This is a genomic window from Nitrobacter vulgaris, from assembly GCF_002028545.1.
Classification (GTDB): domain Bacteria; phylum Pseudomonadota; class Alphaproteobacteria; order Rhizobiales; family Xanthobacteraceae; genus Nitrobacter; species Nitrobacter vulgaris.
This window is the reverse complement of sequence record NZ_MWPQ01000059.1, coordinates 1-19,544: the sequence shown is the minus strand read 5'-3', so window position 1 is coordinate 19,544 and position 19,544 is coordinate 1. Positions and strand designations below refer to the sequence as shown.

The window sequence follows — 19,544 nt, the reverse complement described above, 5'->3', positions numbered from 1 at the left end:
GAAAGAACTGCAGCCGTCACAACCAGGGTGTAGACAAAAGCAACAGGATGGTCGTGTGCTGTGATCCAGTGGCCAGAAGTAAATCGGCCCGAATAATATATTCTGCCCTGACTGAGGGCGTTCCAGAAATTATCTAGCGAAATCCAGAGACACAGAATCGTTACCTCGGTCGCAAAAATCCGATGGCGCTTTAGTTGCTCCAGTGCTTTGCCATTGCGCTTCATTTGTGACCCGAAAGCTCTTGGTACTATCGCTTGGATGGCGTCGCGGACTTTCACGAGAATTGAAGTCGTGTTTGAAACCGTTTGCGTCCGCAATCATATCGCCGGATCCGAACCTTTCAAGGCTGAGGCGACAAACGTTAGCGCTCGTCCTCCTCCTCGGCCTTCTTGCCGCCGATTGTCTTCAGCTTGGCGAATACGGCATCGACGTTGAGATCGTCCTGCTGCTTTTCGGTAGGTTCGAATTCGCTGTCCTGACGGGTGGTCTCGGACGCCGGCAGTAAGGTAGCGCCGCCATATTGCTGATCGGTCGGCTTCTCCTTGGCCGCGCGTTGCACCTCGAAATCGAGTTCGATCTGCGAGCAAAGCCCCAGCGTCACCGGATCCATCGGAGTCAGAGTCGAAGCGTTCCAGTGGGTGCGGTCGCGCACCGCGGCAATCGTGGTTTTGGTCGTGCCTACCAGACGCATGATTTGAGCGTCCTTCAATTCCGGATGATTGCGCACGAGCCAGAGGATCGCGCTTGGCCGCTCGTGGCGGCGTGACACCGGGGTGTAGCGGGGGCCCTTTTTCTTGGCTGCCGGTGGCAGCACCACTTTGCTCTCACTGAGCCTGAGGCGGTAGTCCGGGTCCTTTTCGCCCTTCTCGATCTCGTCGCGGGTGAGTTGGCCGGTGGAGATCGGGTCCATGCCCTTGATGCCCTGGGCGGCATCGCCGTCAGCGATGGCGCGGACCTCCAGGGGATGCATCTTGGTGAAGTCAGCGACCTGGTCGAACGACAGCGCGGTATTGTCGACGAGCCACACGGCAGTCGCTTTCGGCATCAGCGGTGCATTGCTCATGGCAAATCTCCTTTGCGCTTTGCCCACCCCTCAGAGCAAAGCCTTTTGGTCATCGACGATGACGGGAATTGGGGTCTATATATGCTGCCGGAGGTCGGCCGCGCAATGGTTTGCTCTGTCGATCCCTGGTTTACGGAACCTGCCTTGACAGCGCCCGAAAGCCGTCCAAAGTCATCTCTTAAGTATTGGCCGTTCCCGCCCCGCCGGTGTGGGATGATTCGGCCCGGATCGCCTCATGAATGCTAAACCAAAACTTAAAATCGTGCTTTGCTCGCCCCGCGGCTTCTGCGCCGGGGTGGTCAGGGCGATCGATACCGTGGAACGTGCGCTGACGCTGTATGGCGCGCCGGTCTATGTGCGTCACGAAATCGTCCATAATCGCTATGTTGTCGATAGCCTTCGCGCCAAGGGAGCGATCTTCGTCGAGGAACTGGCGGAGATCCCCGACGACACCAAGGCGCCGGTGGTTTTTTCCGCCCATGGCGTGCCGAAGTCGGTTCCTGCAGATGCTCAGAGGCGTAATTTCTTTTCGCTCGATGCCACCTGTCCTCTCGTGACCAAGGTTCACCGCGAGGCGGCGATCCATTTCAAGCGCGGCCACGAGATTCTGCTGATCGGGCATTCCCATCACCCGGAAGTGGTCGGCACCGTCGGCCAATTGCCGGCGGGTGCGGTGACTCTGATCGAAACCGCTGAGGATGCCGAGAAATTCACGCCGAAAGATGCCGGTAATCTTGCTTTCGTGACTCAAACCACGCTGTCCATCGACGACACCGCCGAGATCGTGGCGGTACTGAAGCAACGCTTTCCGGACATCCATGGTCCGCACAAGGAAGACATCTGCTACGCCACCACCAACCGCCAGTTGGCCGTCAAGAAGGTCGCGCCGGTGGTCGACGCGCTGATCGTGGTCGGAGCGCCGAACTCCTCCAATTCGCAGCGGCTGCGCGAAGTTGCCGAGCGCGAGGGTTGCAAAGTATCCGTGCTTGCGCAGCGCGCCAGCGATCTCGACTGGAGCATGTTCGAGGGCATCAGAAGCCTTGGGATCACCGCGGGCGCGTCGGCGCCCGAAGTCATCGTCGAGGAAATCATGGACGCATTCGCTGCGTGCTATGAACTCGAGGTGGAAACGGTTTCGGCTGCGGAAGAAAACGAGTTTTTCCCGCTGCCCCGCTCGCTGCGGCCTGACGCCGCCTAAGGTCTTTCCGCTTCTGATGGAATCAGAAGCGAGGCTCTATGATTCTGATTTGACGCGTTTTCTTCACGCCAACCGGTACCCACTTCGCTCGAAAACACTGTAGCACGACCGGGACCGGAACGAGGATACGAGATGGCGGTCTACACCGACGTCGCCGCCGAGGAGCTTGCGGATTTTCTGAAAGCCTACGATATCGGCGAGATACTGTCCTACAAGGGCATCGCCGAAGGCGTCGAGAACTCTAACTATCTGCTGCACACCACCTCCGGATCGTTTTTCCTGACGCTCTATGAAAAGCGCGTCGCCATCGACGACCTGCCGTTCTTTCTCGGTTTGATGGGTCATCTTGCGACCCACGGCATTGTGTGTCCGCAGCCGGTCAAGGCGCGCGGCGGCGAAACGCTTGGCCGACTCGCGGGGCGTCCTGCCGCCATCATCGATTTTCTCGAGGGCGTGTGGCCACGGAAGCCGAACGTCGCTCATTGCGCCGCGACTGGCGCTGCGCTGGCGAAGCTGCATCTCGCCGGCGGTGATTTCCCCATGAGCCGCGCTAATGCGCTGTCGGTGTCCAGTTGGCGGCCGCTGTTCGAACAGGCCGGAGCTTGCATCGATACCGTGCAACAGGGTTTGCACGATTTTCTCAAGGCTGAACTCGACCACCTTGAAGCACACTGGCCGGAGAAGCTGCCGGCTGGCGTGATCCATGCCGACCTGTTTCCTGATAACGTGCTGTTTCTCGGCGAGAGGTTGTCGGGGCTGATCGATTTCTATTTCGCTTGCAATGATTTCTTGGCCTATGACGTCGCGATCTGCCTCAACGCCTGGTGTTTCGAGCCGGATCATTCCTTCAACGTCACCAAGGCCCGGGCGCTGCTTGCCGCCTACAATTGCGAGCGCGCGCTGTCGGAGGCCGAACAGGCGGCGTTGCCTTTGCTCGCGCGGGGCGCCGCGTTGCGGTTTCTGCTGACGCGGCTGGTCGATTTTCTCAACGTGCCCGCCGGCGCGCTGGTGAAACCGAAAGACCCGCTCGAATACGTCCGCAAGCTGCGTTTCCAGCAGCGTGTCGGCAGCGTTCGCGACTACGGCGTCGCGCTCTCGGGGCTGGTGGCGTGAATTCGCCCGCGCTTCCGCATGTCACGATTTTCACGGACGGCGCCTGCTCAGGCAACCCGGGTCCCGGCGGCTGGGGCGCGATCCTGCGGTTCGGTGAAATCGAAAAAGAACTGAAAGGTGGCGAACCGCATACCACCAACAACCGGATGGAGTTGCTGGCGGCGATCTCAGCGTTGGAGGCGCTGAAGCGTCCGGCGCTTGTCGATCTCACCACCGACAGCCAATACGTACGGCAAGGCATCACCGGCTGGATTCACAACTGGAAGCGGAACGGCTGGCGTACCGCCGATAAGAAGCCAGTGAAGAACGCCGATCTCTGGCAGCGGCTCGACGATGCGTTGAAGCCTCATGACGTGCGTTGGCACTGGATCAAGGGCCATGCCGGCCATGACGAGAACGAGCGCGCCGATCAGCTTGCGCGCGAAGGCGTGGCGATGGCGAGGTTGAAGTAAGTCACTCATCATTGCCGGACTTGACCCGGCAATCTATTTCAAAAATCCTACGAAGAAGATGGATGCGCGGGTCATAACGAGCGGGAGCGACCCCGTTCTTCGAACGGCTATGCCCGCGCATGACATCAATTTTTACAACTGCTCGACCAACGTATCTCCGCCGGAGACCTCGACCTTGCCAGGCGAGTCCTCGACGTTCAGTTTCTTCACCACCCCGTCCTCGACCAGCATGGAATAGCGCTTCGAGCGGATGCCGAGACCCTTCTCGGAGCCGTCGAACTCCAGGCCGATCGCCTTCGCGAACTCGGCGTTGCCGTCCGCAAGGAACATCGCCTCGTTACGCTGGTCGGTATCGCGCTTCCAGGCGCTCAGGACGAACACGTCATTGACCGAGACAATGGCGATCTCGTTCACGCCCTTGTCCTTGATGGCGCGAGCGCTAGCGAAAATACTCGGCAGATGCTGTTTATGACAGGTGCCTGTGTAGGCACCGGGCACCGCGAACAACGCTACTTTCTTTCCTTTGAAGATGTCGCCGGTGCTTTTGGTCTGGACCCCGTCCTCGGTCATGATACGAAACGTCGCATCGGGCAGGCGGTCGCCAACTTTGATGGTCATCGTCAAATCTCCATGGAATGGCAGCGTGGGGAGGGAGGGAGGTACAATATTCCAACAGCGAAATAGCAACGGCTACCCGTTCACCGTACCTCCATAACGCGCTTTCGGGTCTACATCGCGAAAACGTCTCAAATATAACGCTAACGCCCAGGCCTTGATCCATCAAAGTCAAAACCGCGCTAGCCTGCAAACCCGCCCGCGTCGAGAAACGTCTGCTCTTCCGCGCTCGTCGTGCGCCCGAGCACAAGATTGCGATGCGGAAAACGGCCGAACCGGCAAATGATGTCGGCATGGATTTCCGCGAATTTGAGGTTGTCCGGTCGGCCGCGGGCGCGAAACAGCTCAATGCAGCGGTCTTGATCCGCGAGCCGCTCGGAATGCATGAGGGGCATATAAAGGAACTCGACAAGGTCGAGCTCTATGCGCGTGTCGGCGCCGCCTGCAATGGCACGAACGGCGACGGCTAGCGCCTGATCGTCGGTCGAGAAGGTCCGGGCGTCGCCCCGGAACATGTTGCGCGGAAACTGGTCGAGCACGATGACGAGCGCCAGTGCGCCATCGTCGGTCTCCTCCCATCCCGCGAGTTCGCCATCCCGAGCGGCTTCCCAAAGCCTTTGAAAGCGACGGCGTACCTCGGCGTCGAACGCGTCGTTCTTGATATACCATTTGGATATGCCGGCCTCTCGCCAGAAGGCGAGGATATCGGCGGGAGAGGGGAGAGTTGTGTCATTCATGATCGAACAGGCGTTTTCCTGAACCCTGTGCTCCGGAAGAGATGATTGCTAAGCCGGGCCTTTGACTTCGTCGCGCAATGCGCGGCGGAGAATCTTGCCGACATTGGTTTTCGGCAGGGTGTCGCGGAATTCGATTCGCCTCGGCACCTTGTAGCTCGTCAGCTGCGTCCGCACGAACTTGATGAGATCCTCGGATGTGAGATTCGGATCCTTCCTCACCACGAAAGCCTTCACCGCCTCACCCGATTTCTCGTCCTTGACGCCGACCACCGCGCATTCCAGCACGCCCGGATGACTCGCGATCACGTCCTCAATCTCGTTCGGATAGACATTGAACCCGGAGACCAGGATCATGTCCTTCTTGCGGTCGACGATCCGGGTGTAACCGTCCGCGGACATGATGCCGATGTCGCCCGTACGGAAGAAGCCGTCCGCCGTCATCACCTTTGCGGTCTCGTCCGGCCTATTCCAGTAGCCGGGCATTAGTTGTGGACCGTGGACGCAGATTTCGCCGGGCTCGCCGAGCGGCGCTTCCTGGCCGTTATCGTCCCGGATGGAGACGTATGTTGAGGGCATGGGAAGCCCGATCGAGCCGGAGAATTTGGTGCTGTCGGCGGGATTGCAGGTCAGCGTCGGCGAGGTTTCCGAAAGGCCGTAGCCTTCCAGCAACGGGCATGCCGTCGTTTTCAGCCACCTTTCCGCCACGACCTTCTGAACGGCCATGCCGCCGCCGATCGACACCTTGAGTTTCGAGAAGTCGACACGGTCGAAGCCGGGTGCGTTGAGAAGGGCGTTGTAGAGCGTATTCACCGCCGGGAAGACGTTGATCTGATACTTCATCAATTCCTTGACGAGGCCCGGCATGTCGCGCGGATTCGGGATCAGCAGATTGACGCCGCCCGCGCGCATCCCCAGCATGAAGCACGCGGTCAGCGCGAAGATATGATAGAGCGGCAGAGCGCAGACGATGAAGATCTGATCGATCATCGGCGGCTTCGTCAGCGCCGGCTGCAGCCAGGCATCGTTCTGCAGCACGTTGGCGAGAATGTTGCGATGGAGCAGCGTCGCGCCCTTCGAGACGCCGGTTGTGCCACCGGTATATTGCAGGAAGGCCACATCGTCAGCTGCGAGTTCGGGCCGGGCAAGCGTCATACCGCGTCCCGCGGCAAGGGCGTCGTTGAACTTGACCGCGCCCGGGATTGATGACGGCGGCACCATCTTTCTGACGTGGCGAACCACGAAGTTGACGATCACGCCCTTGAAGCCGAGCAGATCGCCCATGCTGCCGACAATGACGTGCCTGACGTCGGTTTTACCGATGACCTGCTGTACCGTCGACGCGAAGTTCTCCAGCACGATGATCGCTTCCGCACCGGAATCCTTGAGCTGATGTTCAAGCTCGTGCGGCGTGTAGAGCGGGTTGACGTTGACCACGACATAGCCGGCGCGCAGCACGGCCACTGTCGAAATCGGATATTGCAGGACGTTCGGCATCATCAGCGCGACGCGCGCGCCCTTTTTCAGTCCCCGGCCTTGCAGGTAAGCGCCGAGGGCAAGCGACGTCTCGTCGAGCTCGCGATAGGTTATCGCCTTGTCCATGCAGATGAAGGCCTTGCGGTCGCTGAACTTGGCAAAGCTCTCCTCCAGCAACGTGATCAACGAAGCGTACTGCGACGCGTCGATGTCAGCGGGCACGCCTGCGGGATATTGCCCAAGCCAGATGCGATCCATGTGACGCCCCGGTGATCCTTGTTCAAAGGGAGAGAAAGATGTCGTGGTCAGGGAATATCGGGCAAGGCGGCTGTCCAAGGCAAGCAGTTGCGCGGTAACGACGCATGGGTGCCGCCGTAGCAGGCTCGAGGGCTTGTCTTGGCGTGGTTGGCCCGCGATGGTTGGTGGCCAGCGCCTGGCGGCGGTTTACGGCTTGGACTTGCCTTCGGCTGTTTTCGGCTTGGCGGAAGCTGGCCGGGCACCGGTACGCTTCGCATCAGGCTTTTTGCTGGCGGCCGGCTTCGTATGGGCTGGAGGTTTTGTGGAATTGGGGTTGATCGTTACCGAGACCTGGTTCTTCGATTTTTCATTAGCTTTGGCTTCCGGCGCGGCATTGTCGTCGCGTTTGCTGTGGGCAGTCTTGCTGCGCTTACCGGCTTTTGGCGGAGCATCGCGTGCGGCATCGGCTTCTGCTGCTGCGGCGATGGCAGCACCGGTTCGCGTCGGCCCGGTATAGACAACGATTGGATCCGAGGGCGCCGGAGCTGCCGCCATCATGTCCACCGGTCGCAGCGCTGGCGGTTGCGTGCCAGTCGCGAAGAACGACATCACGGCGGCGCTTGTCGTCGACGTGTTGGCGACAACATCGTTATCTTCATCGCTAGCAGGATGCGCGCGTTTCGATCCGCACATTTCATCGCGCAGATTGGGAGGCGCGGCCGCGATCGGCGCCAGCCCGTCAACAGTGCCGAGCGCCGGACGCAGCCACGACATCGTATTGTTGGCGAAGCCGCGCTCCAGCATTTGCGCGGCGCGCACAGCGCGCATCGTGCCCGACGATGCGCCGAGCACCACCGCGATCAGGCGTTTGCCGTTCTGTGTAGCGGATGCAACGAGATTATATCCGGAGGCGCATATGAACCCGGTTTTAAAGCCATCGGCGCCCGGAAAGCGCCCGATCAGCTTGTTGAAATTGTGCGTCACCCTGCGGCCGTAGCGTATCGAGGGGATGTGCACGAAATATTCGTATTCAGGCAAATCGTGAATGATGGCGCGCGCGAGAATAGCCATGTCGCGCGCCGAGGAAATCTGGCCGTCGGCAGGCAAGCCGTTCGGGTTGACATAGCTCGTCTGCGTCATGCCAAGCCGCTGCGCGGCCGCGTTCATTTCGGCCGAGAAACCGTCGATCGAGCCGCCGACGCCTTCCGCAAGCACCACGGCCATGTCGTTGGCCGACTTCACCAGCATCATCTTCAACGCGTTGTCGACGGTCACCTGCGTACCCGGCCGAAAGCCCATCTTCGAAGGCGATTGTGCGGTGGCGGTCGGCGATACCGTAAACAGCGTGTCGAGTGTGATGCGTCCGTGCTTGACCGCCATCAACGTGACGTAAGCGGTCATGAGCTTGGTGACTGAGGCCGGATACCAGGGAAAGGTGGCATTCTCGGCTTCCAGCACCTTTCCGCTGTCCGCCTCGATCAGCAGATGCGCTTCGGTGGCATGAGCTGCGCGCAGTGGCGCGACCGCAACCAGCAATCCGGCAGCAAGGACCATCCAGATCGGCAGCCATTTGCGAAACAGGACGAAGCAAGAATGCACGGTTGTTCCGGTCCTTTGAGACCTCACTTTGGCAAGGAGGCCTGCTTCTCGAGTATTTTCCGGCTAAGGGGAGTCCGACTTAACCGTAAGAAATGCTCTCAATGAGTAACTGCGCGTATTCTGATCGCAAAACCGGTATCCACTTTTGCGGAATACGCGCTAGGTTTCAAGCGTGTCCAGGCGCCGTCGACGCGGCGGCTCCAATCTATACCGGCCTGGCAAGCCAGAACAGATGGCTCGCAGCCTAATTCCCCAACGAAAGGGGCCGAATTTCGACGGTTGGGCTGGTTCGCGACGATGGCTAGCCTGCTGGGGTACTCTCTTGCGTCATGAATTGCGCTTTCGCAAGTTGAGCGAAGTGGCCGCCGTTCGCCACCAGTTCGTCAAAGGTTCCGTTTTCGATCACACGCCCGTTCTCGAAAACCAGAATACGCGTGGCGTTGCGGATGGTGGACAGCCGGTGCGCGATGACGAATGTCGTGCGTCCCTTCATCACCTCGTCGAGCGCGGCATTGACCTTGGCCTCGGTCACTGCGTCGAGCGCACTGGTTGCCTCGTCGAGGATCAAGATCGGCGGGTCCTTCAGCAACGCGCGGGCAATCGATAGCCGCTGCCGCTCGCCGCCGGACAGCATTCGCCCGCGCTCGCCGGCATGGGTGTCGAATTTTTTCTCGCCGCGTTCGATGAAGTCGAGCGCCTGGGCCCGCTCGGCGGCGAACCGCATCTCCTTCTCGGTGGCGTCAGGCTTGCCGACGCGCAGGTTCTCCGCGATCGAGCGGTCGAACAGCAGTGCCTCCTGAAACACCACACCGATGTTTCGTCGCAACGAGGTCAGCGTCAGGCTGCGGATGTCCATGCCGTCGATCTTGATGCTGCCGGACTGCGGATCGAACGCGCGATGCAGCAGCGCGGCGGCGGTGGACTTGCCGGCGCCGGTCGGGCCGACCAATGCGATGGTCTCGCCGGGCAACGCGACGAACGACAGATCCTCCACCGCGGGCCGCTTGCCGTCATAGGAGAACGACACGTCATGGAATTCGATGAGTCCCTGCAATCGCCCGGCGTCGACGGCGTCGCGACGGTCGCGCACCGCCGGAACGGCGTCGAGCACGTTGAAGAACTCCTTGAGCCGCGGCGCCTCCATGAACACGCTGTTGATGAAGGCTACCACTTGCTCGAGCCTCTGGATCAGCATGGTGGCGAAGCTCACGAACATCACGATCTCGCCGACCGATGTCATCCCCCGCTGATTCAGCACGATGCCGACGGCGAAGATCGCCAGGATGGTGATAGTGGTCGAGGCGCGCGTCATCACGGTGACGACGGCCCACCACGACAGCACCGGCATCTGCGCCGCCAGCAGCTTGTCGACGACGAACCGCAGGCCCTGAACCTCGGCATCGACGCGCACAAAGCTCTGTACCAGTGCGACGTTACCGAGGGCGTCGGAGGCGCGCGCAGAGAGGTCGCTGAAATGCGCCTCCACCTCGTTCTGCATATCGAAGGTTCTGCGAACCACCAGCGTCGTCAGCATCGTGAATACGATGCAAAGCGCGAACAACAGGATCGCCAGCCGCCAGTTGATATAGAGCGATAGCGGCAGCAGCACCACGAGCGACATCATCGCCGCGAAATGCTCGCGGAAGAATCCGAGCCACAGCCGCCACAGGGCGTCCGTGCCTTGCAGCATCACCTTCATCAGCCGTCCCGAATGGGTGCCGGCATGGTAGGTGAGCGGCAACTGCATGATGTGCTCGAAATAGCCCGTCAGCACGGCCTGGCGCTGGCGATGGGAAAGACGGTCGGCCTGCAGGGCCACGATCACGCCGCACAGGATCGTGAAGAGGCCGAAGGCCACCCAAACCGCCAGCAGCGGCCACGGCGAGGTCGAAGTTGTCCCGAAAGGACCCGCGGCGGGATTGCCGGAGAGTACGTCGACGATGCGGCCGAACAGCACCGGCTCGGCGAACTGCGCGCCGGCCAGCAGCAGATTGGCGCCGGCTAAAATCCAGCCAAGCCGCGCTTCTCTGCCAAGCAATTCAAGAACGCGCGTATAAAGGCGGACCATCGACATTGGAAGAGGCTCTTGCGGATCGCAACACTATAGCGGTTTCGAGCGACGTGGATACCGGTTCGCTCGAAAACGCTATAGCCGGGCCGGCAGCGGAATACAGCTTCCTCGTGCCGTCTACTCGGCCTGCGTGATCTTGCGGTCGCTGGCGGGTGGTAAAAAACTGCTGTCAAAAATATCCGTGGCCGCCGGACGATTTCGGAACTTGAAATTTTCGGCGATCTGGTCGAGCAACGTCTCGAACCGGACCGGGTCGATACCGCCGATGCCTCTGTGTCTCACCTCGCTAGTCAGAATGTTGTCGCTCAGGACCGCATGCAGGCGTTGCAGTTCGACGGCCCGTGATCCGCTAGCCATCTGACCCAGCACGTCATCGACAGCCTGCGCGGGCTCCCTGATGGTAAGTCGCAGACCGGCGATCACCGCGCGCACAAATGCCTTCACCGCTTCCGGCTTGTCGGCTGCGAATTCCGGGTTGACGATCAGGGCCTTGCCATAGGCGGCGCAGCCGTAGTCGGAAAATCGCAGCACGGCGATATCGTCGGCCGGAATTCCGCGATTGCGCAGGTCGATCGCCGACAGGTACGACAGGCCGGATATGGCGTCGAGCTGGCCCGCCGACAGCATCGGCTCACGAACGGCGGGGCCGATCTGCTGCAGCTTCACGGCCTTGAGTTTTAATCCGTTCCGCCGTGCGAGTGCAGGCCACAGTCTGATGGAAAGATCGCCATCGGTGACGCCGACCGTTTTGCCCTCGATGTCGGCAAGCGTGGTGATGCCCCGGCTCTTGCGCGCAATGAAGGCGTAAGCCGTTTTGTCGAACAGCACGAACACCGCCTTGATTGGCCGTACGCCTGGCTGATCGCGAAAGCGGATCAGGGCGTTGAGGTCGGCGAGCGCCAGTTCGCTCGTGCCGACCGCGACGCGCGCAATGGCGTCCGCCGTGTCGGTGGCGGCCATCGTCGTGACATTCAGGCCTTCCGCGCTGAATAGCCCCCTGGTCGATGCCAGAACGACCGGAGCCACGGCGGCGTCGATCGGGCGGTCGAGCGAGAATTTGATCTCGGTTGGCGCGCCGGCGTCGGCCCGGCCGCCCGCAACGCCGAGGTATGCAACGCCGACCGCGCTCACGAGCACAAGGAGGACATACCAGAGACGTATAGACCGTATTTGCATGGAAGATGCTGCGGCGGACTGATTGTGGGGCCGCAACGCGCGACCGTAACTCGGTTGCAGTCTATCAGAGGCAATTTAAATGCGCGATGACCGCTGCAATATGTCGCGCATTCAGGTTGTCTTTTACACTCCGTCGGGAACCGATGGGTGAGTCGACCGTCGGCCCCAGTTCGCTGTGCAAGCACCGCTGAATCTTCGCATCAGCCATGGACAAATCGGCTCTGCGATGGTTGATCGCGCCATGCTGAGACGGACCTACAACTGGTGCATCGCCGCCGCTGACAAGCCCTATGCGCTCTGGATTTTGGCCGCAGTGGCTTTCGCTGAAAGCTCATTCTTTCCGGTGCCACCTGATGTCATGTTGCTGCCGATGGCGCTGGCGCGGCCACAACGGGCCTGGCTGTTCGCGACCGTATGCACGATCGCTTCGGTTGCCGGCGGCGTGCTTGGCTATGCCATCGGCGCATTGCTCTACGACTCGGTCGGCCAATGGCTCATTCATCTGTATGGACTTGGCGACAAGGTCGAAGCGTTTCGCGCGTCGTATGCGCATTGGGGCGCGTGGATCATCATCGGCAAGGGCCTGACGCCGATTCCCTACAAGCTCGTCACCATCACATCGGGTTTCGCCGGATACGATGTCTGGCTCTTCATCCTGTGCTCGATCATCGCCCGGGGGGGCCGCTTCTTCATCGTCGCGATCCTGCTCGATCGCTTCGGCGACGCTATTCGCCACGAAATCGAAAAGCGGCTCGGTCTTTGGGTGTCCATCGGTGCTGCCGTTATCGTCCTGGGATTCGTGATCGCATTCCGCTTGATCTGAAGCATCATCCCGACCCAAAGGGCGGCGCATGCGCGCGAAGCGTTTGCATTGATGAACAGGGCAGAGTTGGAATAGATGGAGGCCGCAGTTCGGGCGAGATCGCTTTTTAACGGCGGAGGAGGGAGGGCCATAAGATGACGGTCAATGATGACCTGGAAAAATTCAGGCAGGCGAGGGCGATGGCCTTCAAACGTGGCTTTGTTGTTCGAAGGGCGGACGACCCGGATGATCCCAAGCCCTACACGCTGGTTCGCCAGGCCGTGGAAACGCATCTTGCGACCATCGATGAGGTGCTGGAGGAACTCAAACGGACCAAGTAATTGTGCCGGACGGGATCGCCAGCTTCGTGAACTCGTCGTGGGGGGGTGTTCCAGCGGCGGTTCGTTCCAAGTCCGCTCTGAGCGGAACCAGAGGACTCCTTGGGGGGCGGTTCCGTTGTTAACACCTCATTAACCACTATCAGACACCTTGTCCGAGACCGATATGTATCTGCCGAAAGAGGCCAGATACCGTTCGAGCGGGCATAAGGCCGATGGAACACGACATCGCGTCGGTAAGAACACCGGCGACCATCCAGGAATTACAGGCGCGAGTGACCGCGGCGTTCGGCAGGCATCCATTGTGCCGCGAGGTGCAGTTCGACATCGTCAGCACGCCGAAGACCCGCAGAGGCGCCAACTGGACGGTCAGCATGAATGCCATCCCGCCAAATGCAATCTGGGAAGTATCCGAACTCGTCGCCGACATCCAGGACGCCTATATTCTGGCAGCCTGACTGCGGGCCACCGCGTCCCGAGATTCGGATTGCGTGTGAATATCGGCCGCCCAGCCCGGTCTTGCCCAGGCAAGCCTTGATTCATATCGAGTTGTGAGGATCAATCGGCTCCGCTCGTGAACTGGACTGGAGGCCTTTTTTGACGCGGACGATGACGATTCTGGCGCTTGCGTGCTGCGTTGTCACGGGGGTGGCGCTGGCGGCGATATTCGGCCGCGGCAACGTTCTGATGGTCCGGTTTGTCGCAACGCCGTCTCCAGTGTCCGTGGAATCAGAACCGACGGAGTTGGCAGCCAATCGCGAGAGCAAGGCAGACAAGCTTCCGGTCCAGACTGCTGTGCCTGACGCTGGCGCCGATCTGACGTTGTCAGGATCGCTGCGGCCGGCGGTTGCGACCGAGCTTCCCCTCGACACCGAGATTGCGCCGTCGACGCCACCGATCGAGGACCCGCCGCTGCCACGTCCCCGACCTAAACTCGCAAACCAGTCCATTCAGAAGGATTATTCGCTGCTTAGCGATATGCAGATCGCTGCGTTGAAAGGAAGGCTGCGACTGACGCCCGGGCAAGAGCCCTACTGGCCAGCCGTGGAAAGCGCATTGCGCGATGCCGCCCATAAAATCCACGAGCGGCGTTCGGCGCCGGGCAAGAACGCCTCGCTCGGAGCCGGTGAGATCGAGCAGATCAAGGTCGCGGCCCAGCCGTTGTTGACCAGGCTGCGAGAGGACCAGAAGCAGGAGGTGCGTGCGCTGGCGCGCATCATCGGGCTAGAGGCGGTGGCTTCGCTGATCTGAGGCTGTTCGCCATTTGACGTCCTAGCCGGCGTCGAATTGGCTTGCCGAGTACCACTCGTACGTCCGACGGCCGTTATGTCGTTCTTACCAACGTCTCGCACATTAAAGGCCGAAGTCACTGAGGTCCGGACCCTTCGGGACGATCCTTGGACTGGACCGGTTGCCAGTCCGATGTCCATTTTCCATTCACCAGCATATTGGAGCCTCCAAAAATGGTGGACAAACAAGCGGAGAGGCTCAGATCATGGCCGCCGTTCGCGTACCGTTGCAAGCGCGCGGGTTTCGGCGCGAATGCGGATACTGAGCACCAGCGCGTTCAGGACAGTGAAGACAAGCGCCAGCAGATACAGATGAAGCGCGAGCGGTAACACTGCGATTTCCGCGACAACGATCGCATAGTTCGGATGCGACAAGTATCTGTAAGGTCCTGATGTCACCATCGGCGCATCAGGTAAGACGATGATGCGCGTGGTCCATCGTGGTCCGAGGGTTGCGAGTACCCACAAGCGAAACACCTGGAGCAGAATGAAAACCGAAAGGGCGACGAAGTTGACATCCTGATCGCGGCCCCACGCCCACAATGCGATCAGCCAGGCGGCATGGGTCGCGACGATCAGCGGATAATGACCAGGCGCGATCTCGATCGCGCCCCGCGCCAATAGTTTCGCGGTATTGTAACGGGACAGGATAAGTTCGCCTAGCCGCTGCACTGTAACCAGCGCGAGAATGAGAGCGGCGAGAGTCACGCGGCGTGACGCAGCGTGACGCAGCTAGCGGTGAAGCCCGGGCCCAGCGAGGTCACAAGCGACCGCGAGGGCAGGCCCTGTGCGCGGGCACGTTCGAGTACAAACAAGACGGTGGCCGCTGACATGTTGCCGTAATCGGCAATGACGCTTCGTTCGTGATCGAGAGTTCCCTGATCGAGGGAGAAAGCACGCTCGATCGCGACGATGACCTTTGCGCCACCGGGATGGCAAATGAAGCGGTCGATGTCTCCGATCGAGAGACCCAGCCCGGACAGAACTGCGGTGACGCCCGGCTTCATGTGCGCGAGCACAAAGTCCGGAATTGTCCGCTGGAAGATCACGCCGAATCCTTCAGGGTCTACGCGCCATCCCATAATATCGAGCGTGTTCGGCCAGAGGTACTCGCCGGTCGCCTCGATACGTGTTGCACCTCCATCTCCGGCGCGCAGCACGACGGCCGCAGCCCCATCGCCGAACAGGCTGGCGGCAACGATATTGGCCTTCGTCAGTTCGTCGTGGCGAACGGCAAGCGTGCAAAGTTCGAGGACCACGAGGAGCACGTTGGTGCCTGGCCGGGCTTGCGCCAATCGCGATGCAATGGATAGTCCCGCGACGCCGCCGGCGCAGCCGAGCCCAAACACCGGCACGCGCGACACATCCGTTCGGAAGCCAAGCCTGCCGGCGACGCGGGCCTCAAGCGTCGGGGTGGCGATGCCGGTCGAACACACCGTAACGACGGTGTCGATGTCAGTTGCGCCAAGATCGGCCCGCTCCATGGCCTTTTGCGCGACGTCGACGAATAGTGCTTCCGCGCCGTCCAGAAAGGCTTGAGTTCGCTCCGGCCAGCCCCGCGGCTCGCAATACCATTCAATCGGCTTCACGCCGTAGCGGTGCTGGATGCCTGTGTTGGCGAAAAGAGCGGATAACGTTTCGAATTGCGGATATCGCGAGCCTAAGATGAAACGCGCCGCGTCGAGAATTTGCGACTGATGAAACACATTGGGCGGAACCCCGGTCGCCATTGAAAGCAAAGCGGCCGTGTGTTTCATATCATCGCTCCTGCTCCTATTGTCTCCTCATACACGCAGCCGCCGCGAAAAGCTTTCGCAGCTAACGTCTCTATGCGCGTGCGGATGGGTTCAAGTTTCAATTCAGGTCTCAGTCCGCCTAAGCGAGCGAACGGGGTTGAGGCGGGAACGCTGTTTTGGGGTGTTGATCATGGAGCAGCACGGCCAGGCGGCGCCGAACTTCAGGGTCAACTGATGCGGCCTCGAAGATCTGTTCCTGAACATCCCGCTTAAGTTCAGGCCAGAGCTGCAAAACCGCACGGCCAAGCAATTGTTCAGACTCGTTCATTCATATCGCCCTTGAAGTTGTGGATGGGACGGGCAGATGACAGAGGCTGCGGGCTCCTATGTCCTTCTAGAAACTGGCGGCATAGTAGTCGTCGACCGTCTTGGTTCGCGCTGGCTCGGCCCAATCCCAGCCGCTCCCAACCCGATATTTCGGGGCACTTTGGAGTTGTTCGATGGTTACGCCGGTCCGATAGCCGCCGAGTAGAATGTCATATTTCAGGGTATGCCAAGGCAAAGGATAATGGTCGTCGCCGATTCCAAGGAATCCGCCAAAACTCAGGACGGCATACGAAACACGGCCGCTTGTCTTTTCGATCATAACCCGCTCGATCGAACCGATCTTTTCGTTGTCGGGGCCAAAGACGGCCGTCCCTTCGACTTTGTCGCTGCCGATCAAGTTGCTGGTTTCGTTTTCTTCCAAGGTCATAGGCATCCTCCCAGGACAGAAAGCAGAAGCGTCGAACGCACCAAAAGTTCCCGAGCGGCGTGTTCCGGAAGGACTAAACAAAACCGGGTAGCTCGACAGAGAGCCTGCTTTCGACCGGGACCAAAGGCATTTGAGGAGTCTCCGCCCTGCGGGCTACAGTTTTTCAAGCGAAGCGGATGCCGTTCGCGGGAGCAGGGCCCGGCGACCATTCCATCGATTCTGTCGTCATCGGTCGCGCGAGCGTCTGACCGAACTGCCTGATCGGCCATGCGCCATTGTGATCAGGCGATCAGCGTGACCCTTGATCGGGCCTTTTCGGAAAATCGATAGACGCGAAGCTTGCCGCGAGTTACTATGTCAAATAGTTGACATAACGACGCCAAGAGTCCCCATTTGGTGTCGCCCGGTAAGTTGGCGTCGCGCCGGCGATACAGAAGTTATGATGAGGAGCGACCGTGGAAAATTTAAATGTCGGGGCTAACCAGGCGGCAGAGCCGTCAGGTAACCCAAGGGTGTTGTGGATCTCAACCTTGGCATTCTCCCTCGGTTTCGCAATTTGGGGAATGTTTTCCGCACTCGCTCCCTTTCTGATCGAGTGGTATCATTTTACAAGCACCCAGGTGCTGATCCTCGCTGCGATGGAGCCGCTTTTTGCGGCCGCTATCAGCATTCCGCTCGGCATCTGGGCTGACAAGTACGGCGGCCGGACGGTTTTCACGCTTTTGCTTGTGGCTCTCTCCGTGGTCCTGATTTTGGGAACCTTCGCCGAGAGCTATTACGGCTTCCTGTTTCTGGGAACGATGCTCGGGCTTGGCGGCGCGAGTTTCGTGGTCGGCAATGCCCATGTGTCGTCCTGGTACCCTAAATCGAAACAAGGGACCGCCCTTGGCCTTTTTGCTATGGGCAATGTCGGGATTACAGTCGGCATGATGGCCGTCACGTTCTTGATCACGAACGTTTTTGACAAAAATGATCCGGACGGATGGCGGATGATATTCCCGATATTCGCTATTCCCACGTTGTTCATGGCGGCGGTCTACATGTTCTTTACGTCTGATCCGCCGAACCGGGTGCTCAAGAATACGTCGATGAGCGAGATCTTCGCCGTCTACCGCTCGGGCATCGTCGTATGGCTCGTTCCCGGTCTTTATTGGGTTGCGTTTGGCACGTTGGTTTTCTTCGCGTCAACGATGCCGACTTATCTGGTTGATCATTGGCGCGTGGATCCAACGACTGCGGTCGCGGTCTATACGCCGATTCTGGTGGTCTGCGTTGCCATTACTCGACCATTGGGGGGCTGGCTCGCCGACCGTTACGATGTTCTCAGCATCTTGAGCATAATGTTCGGATTGATGTCGGCGCTGGCGGTGCTCTTGGCCTTGCAGATCTCGCTGACCATCGAGCTGTTCGCTATTTACGGGCTTGCGTTACTGTCCGGTGCAGCCGCGGCGGCAGTCATCAAACTGATCCCGATGTACTTCGTGCACGTCGGTGCGGTTAGCGGACTGGCCAAGGCTGCCGGCGCAGCATGCGGTTTCACCATGACCGCGATCCTTGCCGGCAGCAAATTTCTCATGGGCGGTTACACTTTGGGCTTCTTCATCTGGGCGCTCATGAATATCGCCGCGTTCTATGTCTCGTTCTCGCGCGTGGGTTTCAAGAACGTCAAACCTATTCACGCGATTGCGGAGTCCGCGCCCGCTCACTGAGGTGAGGTTCGGAAAGGATGAAATGTGATGAGGCCCGGCTCTGTCCTTTGGACACGCCGGGCCTTTAACTTGAATACGGACAGAATCGTTTGACATAGGAGAGGAAGCGCTCAGCCATCGTTGATTTGCGACCGCTTCCCAACCTGGACCCGCGATCGTTGCGTTGTGCGTCGGCCATCGGTATCTCCAGATGCGAGATGAATGGCATAGAACGCTAAGGCAGAGCGTCTGTTCCTAAGGTTTTTGGCACATCCGCTATTCCGCATGCCGACGGGTCAGGTATTTTAGTACGGTCGGTGTGATAGTCCTCACTTGCTCTGGAAAATCCGCGGGCGCCTTTTAAGGTTCGGCTCTACGGCCACACGGCCACCTTCGATACAGGCTGTTCAGCAGCGAACAGATTGCGCGCGCTTCGCCTCAGCGGAATTCCGCCGCTGATTATGTGCTTCAGCGACATCATTTCGTACAAATCCCAATGATCCAGTTGTCTAAGGTTGCGGTGCGTTTGCAGATCACACGAATACCTTGAAATGACCTAGCTTGCATAAGGCAGCCATCTCGATCATATTTTGGGGTGATTTTTAGTCCACGCACGCTCCACGCTGAACCCGCTCTATGTCTCTGTCGTATTGTGTCTCTGTCGTGCCTTTACACCCACCGACCACTTAAGGTCGTTCAACTCATTTCGAATTATCCTTTAGCAGGGGTCCAGATCATGGACATCAAGCGTAGAGATTTTGTCAAAGGGTGCGCAACTGTATCTGTCCTGTTGCTGCCGGGGATCGCCAGCGCTGCGAGCGGTGAAAACACGAATCGCGCATCGGCTGCGGCATCCCGCTTGCAGGTCGAAAAATCGATCAAGGCCAACTTCGGTGGTGGTTTCTCTGTACGGAATTACTCGCAATCAAACGGACGGACTTACGCCAATATCGAACATTTCGGTAACCGGTATGCAGTCGCCTCCGCAGACCTGCTGGATTGGAAAATCGTTAAGGCATCGCTCTAAGCAACCCGAATTTTTTTCGTCAAAAATATTATTTGATCCTCCTTTAGGTGAGGATACTTGGATATTGATGTTTCCGATGCTCTTTCCGACAATAGCGATTTCTGGAGACAATGAGCTTTGGCCGAGAAGATCAAGAGCATTCGCATTCATCCCGGTATCGGCATCGCTCGTCTGGG

The 19,544-nt window shown here is 59.5% G+C and carries 19 protein-coding genes and 1 pseudogene; 8 read left to right on the top strand and 12 right to left on the bottom strand.

Going from position 1 to position 19,544, the window contains the following annotated elements; all coding sequences use genetic code 11:
• Positions 1-361: 361 nt before the first annotated feature.
• Positions 362-1,063, bottom strand: a complete 702-nt coding sequence (locus tag B2M20_RS17155; RefSeq protein WP_079448252.1) for a DUF1013 domain-containing protein — start codon at positions 1,061-1,063, stop codon at positions 362-364.
• A gap of 235 nt (positions 1,064-1,298) precedes the next feature.
• Here B2M20_RS17155 and ispH point away from each other — a divergent pair, with 235 nt between their 5' ends.
• From ispH to rnhA, 3 genes are all read left to right on the top strand, one after another.
• Positions 1,299-2,261, top strand: a complete 963-nt coding sequence (gene ispH / locus B2M20_RS17150) for a 4-hydroxy-3-methylbut-2-enyl diphosphate reductase (RefSeq protein ID WP_079448251.1) — start codon at positions 1,299-1,301, stop codon at positions 2,259-2,261.
• Positions 2,262-2,393: 132 nt separating this feature from the next.
• Entirely contained in the window at positions 2,394-3,374 is a 981-nt protein-coding gene (locus tag B2M20_RS17145) for a homoserine kinase (RefSeq protein ID WP_079448250.1), read from the top strand.
• A complete protein-coding gene (gene rnhA, locus B2M20_RS17140; protein WP_079448249.1) occupies positions 3,371-3,826 on the top strand; it encodes a ribonuclease HI in 456 nt (151 codons plus the stop codon). Before B2M20_RS17145 ends, rnhA begins: the two co-directional genes overlap by 4 nt.
• A 132-nt stretch (positions 3,827-3,958) precedes the next feature.
• Here the strand turns inward: rnhA and B2M20_RS17135 are convergent, their stop codons facing one another.
• The 6 genes from B2M20_RS17135 to B2M20_RS17110 all read right to left on the bottom strand — a co-directional run bounded on the left by B2M20_RS17135 (position 3,959) and on the right by B2M20_RS17110 (position 11,734).
• Positions 3,959-4,444: a peroxiredoxin gene (locus tag B2M20_RS17135; RefSeq protein ID WP_079448248.1), complete on the bottom strand. Its 486-nt coding sequence runs from the start codon at positions 4,442-4,444 to the stop codon at positions 3,959-3,961.
• A 179-nt stretch (positions 4,445-4,623) separates the two neighbouring features.
• Complete coding sequence (locus B2M20_RS17130; RefSeq protein ID WP_079448246.1) at positions 4,624-5,178, bottom strand: DUF924 family protein; 555 nt, start codon at positions 5,176-5,178, stop codon at positions 4,624-4,626.
• A 48-nt stretch (positions 5,179-5,226) separates the two neighbouring features.
• Positions 5,227-6,909: a long-chain fatty acid--CoA ligase gene (locus B2M20_RS17125; RefSeq protein ID WP_079448245.1), complete on the bottom strand. Its 1,683-nt coding sequence runs from the start codon at positions 6,907-6,909 to the stop codon at positions 5,227-5,229.
• A 186-nt stretch (positions 6,910-7,095) separates the two neighbouring features.
• The gene (locus tag B2M20_RS17120) at positions 7,096-8,487 is read right to left on the bottom strand and encodes a D-alanyl-D-alanine carboxypeptidase family protein (protein WP_079448244.1); all 1,392 of its coding nucleotides are present in this window, start codon (positions 8,485-8,487) and stop codon (positions 7,096-7,098) included.
• 301 nt (positions 8,488-8,788) lie between these two features.
• Complete coding sequence (locus tag B2M20_RS17115; protein WP_079448243.1) at positions 8,789-10,561, bottom strand: glucan ABC transporter ATP-binding protein/ permease; 1,773 nt, start codon at positions 10,559-10,561, stop codon at positions 8,789-8,791.
• A gap of 114 nt (positions 10,562-10,675) precedes the next feature.
• Positions 10,676-11,734: an ABC transporter substrate-binding protein gene (locus B2M20_RS17110; RefSeq protein WP_079448242.1), complete on the bottom strand. Its 1,059-nt coding sequence runs from the start codon at positions 11,732-11,734 to the stop codon at positions 10,676-10,678.
• Between the two features lie 241 nt (positions 11,735-11,975).
• Here B2M20_RS17110 and B2M20_RS17105 point away from each other — a divergent pair, with 241 nt between their 5' ends.
• From B2M20_RS17105 to B2M20_RS17090, 4 genes are all read left to right on the top strand, one after another.
• Positions 11,976-12,557, top strand: coding sequence for a YqaA family protein (locus tag B2M20_RS17105; protein WP_079448284.1), 582 nt, complete (start codon positions 11,976-11,978; stop codon positions 12,555-12,557).
• Between the two features lie 134 nt (positions 12,558-12,691).
• Entirely contained in the window at positions 12,692-12,877 is a 186-nt protein-coding gene (locus B2M20_RS17100; protein ID WP_079448241.1) for a hypothetical protein, read from the top strand.
• Between the two features lie 212 nt (positions 12,878-13,089).
• Positions 13,090-13,332 (top strand): hypothetical protein, encoded by a 243-nt coding sequence (locus B2M20_RS17095; protein ID WP_079448240.1) that lies wholly within the window; start codon positions 13,090-13,092, stop codon positions 13,330-13,332.
• Positions 13,333-13,471: 139 nt separating this feature from the next.
• Positions 13,472-14,125, top strand: a complete 654-nt coding sequence (locus tag B2M20_RS17090; protein ID WP_244553575.1) for a hypothetical protein — start codon at positions 13,472-13,474, stop codon at positions 14,123-14,125.
• 242 nt (positions 14,126-14,367) lie between these two features.
• On the opposite strand, the gene B2M20_RS17085 is transcribed toward B2M20_RS17090, so the two are convergent.
• The 4 genes and pseudogenes from B2M20_RS17085 to B2M20_RS17075 form a co-directional block, all read right to left on the bottom strand.
• Entirely contained in the window at positions 14,368-14,871 is a 504-nt protein-coding gene (locus tag B2M20_RS17085; RefSeq protein ID WP_079448238.1) for an isoprenylcysteine carboxyl methyltransferase family protein, read from the bottom strand.
• Positions 14,868-15,923: pseudogene (locus B2M20_RS17080) on the bottom strand (type III polyketide synthase); the annotation flags it as partial. The pseudogene B2M20_RS17080 and the gene B2M20_RS17085, both read right to left, overlap by 4 nt.
• A 115-nt stretch (positions 15,924-16,038) precedes the next feature.
• Positions 16,039-16,227 (bottom strand): hypothetical protein, encoded by a 189-nt coding sequence (locus B2M20_RS19260; protein WP_139372942.1) that lies wholly within the window; start codon positions 16,225-16,227, stop codon positions 16,039-16,041.
• 66 nt (positions 16,228-16,293) lie between these two features.
• The gene (locus B2M20_RS17075; RefSeq protein ID WP_079448235.1) at positions 16,294-16,653 is read right to left on the bottom strand and encodes a PRC-barrel domain-containing protein; all 360 of its coding nucleotides are present in this window, start codon (positions 16,651-16,653) and stop codon (positions 16,294-16,296) included.
• 455 nt (positions 16,654-17,108) lie between these two features.
• On the opposite strand from B2M20_RS17075, the gene B2M20_RS17070 reads away from it, so the two are divergent.
• On the top strand, positions 17,109-18,362 hold the full coding sequence (locus tag B2M20_RS17070; protein WP_079448234.1) for an MFS transporter: 1,254 nt from the start codon (positions 17,109-17,111) through the stop codon (positions 18,360-18,362).
• A gap of 904 nt (positions 18,363-19,266) precedes the next feature.
• On the opposite strand, the gene B2M20_RS20010 is transcribed toward B2M20_RS17070, so the two are convergent.
• On the bottom strand, positions 19,267-19,544 hold a 278-nt coding region (locus tag B2M20_RS20010), incomplete at its 5' end, for a hypothetical protein (protein WP_210189131.1).